The 1,806-nt window shown below is 69.8% G+C and carries 3 protein-coding genes; 2 read left to right on the forward strand and 1 reads right to left on the reverse strand.

What is annotated here, in order from left to right; genetic code table 11:
* Positions 1–669 (reverse strand): serine hydrolase domain-containing protein (locus FKP22_RS29215; protein WP_141291673.1); only part of this gene is annotated, 669 nt, incomplete at its 3' end.
* Positions 670–781: 112 nt separating this feature from the next.
* On the opposite strand from FKP22_RS29215, the gene FKP22_RS29220 reads away from it, so the two are divergent.
* Positions 782–1,468: a 2-hydroxychromene-2-carboxylate isomerase gene (locus FKP22_RS29220; protein WP_141291675.1), complete on the forward strand. Its 687-nt coding sequence runs from the start codon at positions 782–784 to the stop codon at positions 1,466–1,468.
* Positions 1,455–1,806, forward strand: a 352-nt coding sequence (locus tag FKP22_RS29225) for a YbfB/YjiJ family MFS transporter (RefSeq protein WP_141291677.1), incomplete at its 3' end; no start/stop codon positions are given. The genes FKP22_RS29220 and FKP22_RS29225, both read left to right, overlap by 14 nt.

Below are 1,806 nucleotides of genomic sequence, written 5' to 3' on the forward strand. Positions count from 1 at the left end.
GTGGGCCATGCCGACGGGGGCCAGCACCTGCTCGCCCAGCCGGGTCGCAAACGGCTGGCCGCTGACGGTCTCGACGATGCGGGCCAGCAGCAGGTAGTTCGTGTTGCTGTAGCGAAAGCGGCTGCCCGGTGTGAACTGCTGTGGCGCGGCCTGTACCGTGGCCAGTACCTGCTCGAAGCGGGCCGGCGTCTGCGTCGCGTTGGCGGCAAAAGCCTCTGTGCCGGCGAAGTCCGGCAGCCCGCTGGTCTGCTGAAGCAATTGCCGCACGGTCACTTGTGCAGCAGCAGGGTAGCTGGGTACGAACTTGCTCACCGCGTCGTCCAGCGAGAGCCGGCCGGCCTGCACCAGCTGCAGCACCGCGGCCGCGGTCATTTGCTTGGTGATGGAGCCGATCTCGAAGGCCGTGTCCTCGTGCATGGCCCGGCCGCTGGCGACGTCCGCCAGGCCATAGGCGCGGCGCAGCAGCAACTCGCCGCCGCGGCGGATCGCTACCACGGCGCCGGGCGCCCGCTGCGTGCGCAGCGCCTCGCGCACGGTGCTGTCGATGGCGGACTCCTCGGCGGCGGAGAGCGGGGCTGCATGCGCTGTCGGCAGATTCAGCGCCAGCAGGGCCGAGAGAGCCAAGGCTTGGAAGTGCCGGCGCGCGGCATTGACGGAAAGGTGCGGCATGGCGCCATGCTAGGCAAGACCTTGCAGCATGCGGTACTGCTGCGACGAAACTGCGCAACCGGGGCATGCACTGTCGCCACGCGCGACGGATCGGTCTATCGTTTGCACGATCATGCCTGCCGCCATCGACTTTTTCTTCGACTTCTCGTCACCCTATGCCTACATCGCCAACGAATGGATCGACGCGCTGGCCGCGCGTCATGGCCGGCCAGTGCGCCGCCACGCCATCCTGCTGGGCGTGGCTTTCCAGGCCGCCGAATCCACGAGCGCCCCCAGGGCCGGGCTCGCGCCCAGCCCGCCCCCCGAGGGGGTCAGAAACCTTGGGGCGGCCCAGCGGTTTCTGGTGAGCCCGGTATCGCATCCGGTCAAGCGCGAGTACACGCTGCTGGATTTCGAGCGCTCGGCGCGTTTCGAGCGGGTGCCGTATCGCCAGCCCGCGCCGTTTCCCATCGCCACGCAGAACGCCGCCCGCGTGTTCTGGTGGCTGCACGACACGCAAGGGCCGGACGCTGCCGCCGCATGGTCCCGCGCCGGCATGCGGGCCTACTTCACACGCGGCGTGCCGCTCAGCGAGCCGGCCGCGCTGAAGGCGCTGGTGGCGGAGACCGGCCTGGACGCCGAGGCTGCGCAGGACGCCTGGGGCGACCCGGTCTGGAAGCACCGGCTCAAGCAGGCCAATGACGACGCACTGGCGCTGGGCGTGTTCGGCGCGCCGTTTTTCATCATCGACGGCGAGCCCTTCTGGGGCAATGACCGCAAGCCGCAGATCGAACGCCGCCTGGCCGATGGGCGGATCTAAGCCTCTCCAACCCTGGCAAGTCATCACCGGCGGTCTCAGCGCGCTGGTGCTGACCGTCGGCCTGGCGCGTTTTGCCTACACGCCGCTGCTACCCGAACTGCAGGTGCAGACGGGGCTGTCCGACCGCAACGCCGGCCTGCTGGCCGCGGTGAACTATGCCGGCTACATGAGCGGCACGCTGCTGGCCGCATGGATAGACGATGCGCGCTGGCGCCATCGGCTCTACAGCGCCGGGCTGCTGCTGGCCGTGCTCAGCACCGCGGCCTTCGGCCTGGGCGACTGGTGGCCCGGCTGGCTGATGCTGCGCTACCTGGGCGGGCTGTGTGGCGCGGCCGGCA

The organism is Ideonella azotifigens (genome assembly GCF_006519715.1).
Lineage (GTDB): Bacteria > Pseudomonadota > Gammaproteobacteria > Burkholderiales > Burkholderiaceae_C > Ideonella > Ideonella azotifigens.